The organism is Rhodoferax sp. UBA5149 (assembly GCF_002413825.1).
Classification (GTDB): domain Bacteria; phylum Pseudomonadota; class Gammaproteobacteria; order Burkholderiales; family Burkholderiaceae_C; genus Rhodoferax.
The window spans coordinates 11516-14560 of the sequence record NZ_DHXT01000216.1; the positions used below are offsets into that span (position 1 = coordinate 11516).

General features: G+C 60.3%; 4 protein-coding genes. All 4 read right to left on the reverse strand.

The genetic code is table 11. The annotated features are described in order from the left end of the window. Positions 1–4: 4 nt before the first annotated feature. Positions 5–490 carry an Lrp/AsnC family transcriptional regulator gene (locus tag B3V69_RS19415; RefSeq protein ID WP_296449047.1) on the reverse strand — a complete coding sequence of 162 codons (486 nt, stop codon included), beginning with the start codon at positions 488–490 and terminating at the stop codon, positions 5–7. A 45-nt stretch (positions 491–535) separates the two neighbouring features. Then, the gene (locus B3V69_RS19420; RefSeq protein WP_296449049.1) at positions 536–1498 is read right to left on the reverse strand and encodes a branched-chain amino acid ABC transporter permease; all 963 of its coding nucleotides are present in this window, start codon (positions 1496–1498) and stop codon (positions 536–538) included. 3 nt (positions 1499–1501) lie between these two features. After that, on the reverse strand, positions 1502–2386 hold the full coding sequence (locus B3V69_RS19425; RefSeq protein WP_296449052.1) for a branched-chain amino acid ABC transporter permease: 885 nt from the start codon (positions 2384–2386) through the stop codon (positions 1502–1504). A 77-nt stretch (positions 2387–2463) separates the two neighbouring features. Continuing rightward, positions 2464–3045, reverse strand: a 582-nt coding sequence (locus tag B3V69_RS19430) for an ABC transporter substrate-binding protein (RefSeq protein ID WP_296449055.1), incomplete at its 5' end; no start/stop codon positions are given.

The following is a 3045-nucleotide window of genomic DNA, read 5'->3' on the forward strand; positions in this document are numbered from 1 at the left end:
GTTATCAAAGCGGCAAGGGCACCCTGGCTCCAAATTTGCTGCGCTTGATGCTGAAGAATGTTTTGACGTTGCGCACATTGGCGTCGCTGGTAAACAGCCTCTGGGCCAGCGCCAGATAGTCGGGCATGTGGGCGCTGTGCACCACCAGGCAAAAGTCGGGTCCGGGCGAGACGCGGTAGCACTGCTGCACCGCGTTGTCCGCCGCCACGCGCCGCTCGAACGCCTCCCAGGCGTCCCGGTCCTGGCGGTCCAGCGTGATCTCCACAATCGCGCACAGACCGTGACCGGCCACGTTGGCCAGCTGGTCCACGCTGAGCACCGCGATCTCGCGCTCGATCAGACCCGCATCACGCAGCCGTTTGACGCGCCGCAAACAGGTGGGCGGCGAAATGTGAACCCGCGCGGCCAGTGCCTGATTGCTTAATGACGCATCGTTTTGCAACTGGTCCAGCAGCTGAATGTCGATCGAATCCAGAGTTGTTGGTTCCATTGATGAGCAAATAGTGGAATAAATCAACCATTGTCCAACAAGTATCTAGGCGTCAGGCGTTGTCGCGGCGCGCCGGCGACGCTCCAGATACGCCTGCAGTTCACCGACCACTCCCTTGCGGAAGGCCAGCACGCACAGTACAAAAATCACACCGATGATCACCGTGACCCAGGAGCCGACCTTGTCGGCCAGCAGGTCTTGCAGCGAGATCACAATACCCGCGCCAAACACCGGGCCGAACAGGGTGCCGACGCCGCCCAGCAGCGTCATCAAAATCACTTCACCCGACATCGTCCAGTGTGCGTCGGACAGCGTGGCAAAACCCATGATCAGCGTCTTGAGCGAGCCCGCTAGACCGGCTAGCGCGGCCGACAGCACAAAAGCCAGCAGCTTGTAGCGGTCCACCTGGTAGCCCAGCGAAATCGCGCGCGGTTCGTTTTCACGGATCATCTTGAGCACCTGGCCGAAGGGAGACCGCACGATGCGTGAAATGCCTAGAAAACACGCCAAAAACACCGCGACCACCAGGTAATACATGGCGGTGTCCGACTCCAGCGACAGCAGGCCGAACAGCGCGCCGCGCGGCACGCCCTGCAGGCCGTCTTCACCGCCGGTAAAGGGCGCTTGCAGGCAGACGAAATACACCATCTGCGCAATGGCCAGCGTGATCATGGCGAAATAAATGCCCTGGCGCCGGATCGCCACCAGGCCGACCACCAGGCCGATCAAGCCCGCCCCCGCCATACCCGCCAGCAGGCCCAACTCCGGCGTGAGGTTCTGCGACTTGATGAGCCAGCCGGTGATGTAGGCGGCAGAGCCGAAAAACGCCGCATGGCCGAAAGACAGCAGACCGGTAAAACCCAGCAACAGGTTGAAGGCACAGGCAAAAATGGCGAAGCACAGCAGCTTCATGACGAACACAGGGTACAAGCCCAGCATCGGTGCCAGCAGCGCCAGCACCAGCAGTGCGGCGTAAGTGAAGCGAATCAGTTTGGCGGTATTGTTCATGGCTCAAGCCTCCTTGCCAAACAGGCCGACTGGTCGGAACATCAGCACAATGACCATGATGACAAACACCACAATGTTGGACGCTTCCGGGTAGAACACCCTGGTCAGCCCTTCCACCACGCCCAGGCCGAGACCCGTCAGGATGGATCCCATGATCGAGCCCATGCCGCCAATCACCACCACCGCGAACACCACGATGATCAGGCTGGAGCCCATCAGCGGATTGACCTGGATGATGGGCGCTGCGAGTACACCGGCCAGTGCCGCCAGCGCGGCGCCGGCGCCGTAGGTCAGCATCACCATCATCGGCACATTGATGCCAAAGGCCTGCACCAGCGCGGCGTTTTCAGTGCCGGCGCGCAAGTAGGCACCGAGACGGGTGCGTTCAATCAGGTACCAGGTGCCCAGGCACACCACCAGCGACACCAGCACGACCCAGGCGCGGTAATTCGGCAGCACCATGAACCCCAGATTGGTGGCGCCGGACAGCAATTCGGGCACCGGATACGACTGGCCCGACGCGCCATACAGCTCGCGAAAAACACCTTCGAAAATCAGCGCCAAGCCAAAGGTCAGCAGCAAGCCATAGAGCGGATCCAGCTTGTACAGATGCTTGAGAAAAAGCCGCTCGATGACAACGCCCAGCAGACCCACCGTCAGCGGTGCGAGCACCAGCGCAAACCAGTAATTGATGCCGAATTTGTCCAGCATGATCCAGGCGGCGAAGGCGCCCAGCATATACAGTGCGCCGTGCGCGAAATTGACAACGCCCAGCAAGCCAAAGATGACCGCCAGCCCGAGGCTGAGCATCGCGTAAAACGCGCCGTTGACCAAGCCCAGCAGCAGCTGGCCCAGAAAAGCTTGAAGGGGTATACCGAAAATTTCCATGGAGGCCCGTCAGTTCATGCCTTGATCTAAAAAAAAGCGGCCAGCCGCACCTGCGACCGGCCGCTTGGGACGTCAGCTTACTTTTTGATGAGTGCGCATTTGGACTCGGCCACCGTGGTGAAAGCCTGCTCGCCGGGGATCTTGGCGACGGTCTTGTAGTAGTCCCATGGCGTGATCGAATCCTTGGCTGACTTGACCTGGAACAGGTACATGTCGTGGATCATGCGGCCGTCGGCACGGATTTGGCCCTTGTTGTAAAAGTCGCTGATCTTCATGGTCTTGAGGGTGGCCATCACCTTGTCGGCGTCCGTTGTGCCGGCGGCCTGCACGGCCTTCAGATAGGTCGTGGCGACCGAGTAGTCGGCGGCCTGCAGGCTTGAAGGCATGCGCTTGTATTTTTCGAAGAAGCGCTTGGCAAACGCGCGCGAGGCGTCGTCCTGGTTCCAGTACCAGCTGTCCGCCAGTTGCAGACCTTCCGTGTTGGCCAGACCCAGGCTGTTCACGTCGTTGATGAACACCAGCAGGCCGGCGATCTTCATCGTTTTGTTGATGCCGAATTCTTTGGCCGCCTTCATCGCATTGGTGAAGTCGCCACCGGCGTTGGCCAGCGCCAGGACCTGCGCCTTGGACGATTGGGCCTGCAGCAGGAACGAGGAGAA

Coding starts and splice junctions, on each gene's coding strand:
- B3V69_RS19425 (WP_296449052.1), bottom strand. CDS start 2,386: ATGGAAATTTTCGGTATACCCCTTCAAGCTTTTCTGGGCCAGCTGCTG.
- B3V69_RS19420 (WP_296449049.1), bottom strand. CDS start 1,498: ATGAACAATACCGCCAAACTGATTCGCTTCACTTACGCCGCACTGCTG.
- B3V69_RS19415 (WP_296449047.1), bottom strand. CDS start 490: ATGGAACCAACAACTCTGGATTCGATCGACATTCAGCTGCTGGACCAG.